The sequence below is a fragment of the Stenotrophomonas maltophilia group sp. RNC7 genome (assembly GCF_030910085.1).
GTDB classification, from domain to species: domain Bacteria; phylum Pseudomonadota; class Gammaproteobacteria; order Xanthomonadales; family Xanthomonadaceae; genus Stenotrophomonas; species Stenotrophomonas sepilia.
The window spans coordinates 1-730 of the sequence record NZ_JAVFVN010000662.1; the positions used below are offsets into that span (position 1 = coordinate 1).

Here is a 730-nt window from a genome sequence, read left to right on the forward strand (position 1 = left end):
AGTTGAGGTCATTCTCGACACGCCGAGCAACGACTACACACGCAAGCTTCTTGCAGCCGTTCCACGACTGCGAATATCACCAGACGCCTCGGTATCAAGTCCGGATAACAAGGCGCACAAAACCGGTGATTTGAAAGAGAACCGTTATGGGGCACCGCCCAGTTTTCTGGCTGCTCGCGATGTCTGCCGCACATTTGGCACGAGCGGCCTTCCCTGGCCATTTCGAAAGGTGCCGCCGGTGCAGGCGCTCGATCACGTTTCGATCGAGCTTAAACGCGGTAGCATTACCGGTATCATCGGGGAGAGCGGAAGCGGAAAGACAACGATGGGGAGAATTCTCACCGGTTTGCAGACGGCCAGCGCCGGTGAGTTGCTGATCAACGAAACCGGATTCGATCTTTCCCGCCGAGGATCGCGAAATGGACTTTTGGGGCGGGTGCAGATGATCTTTCAGGATCCCTCGACCTCGCTCAATCCGAGAATGACTATCGGTCAGACTTTGCTCGAGGCTGCCCGTTTCGCGCAAAACCGAACTGGGGACGCGTGCCGTAGGGAAATCGACCGCATAATGGACCGGCTCGGTCTTGCCCGAAGTTTTGTGTCACGGCATCCCCACCAGCTTTCGGGCGGACAGAAACAACGTGTCTGCATTGCCCGTGCACTTCTTGCGCGCCCGGACATCATCGTTGCTGACGAGCCTACATCGGCGCTCGATGTGTCTGTCCAGGCA

The 730-nt window shown here is 57.4% G+C and carries 1 protein-coding gene; it reads left to right on the forward strand.

Annotation, left to right across the window (positions count from 1 at the left end; translation table 11 throughout):
• Positions 1-730, forward strand: a 730-nt coding sequence (locus RCF13_RS13605; RefSeq protein WP_308141253.1) for an ATP-binding cassette domain-containing protein, incomplete at both ends; no start/stop codon positions are given.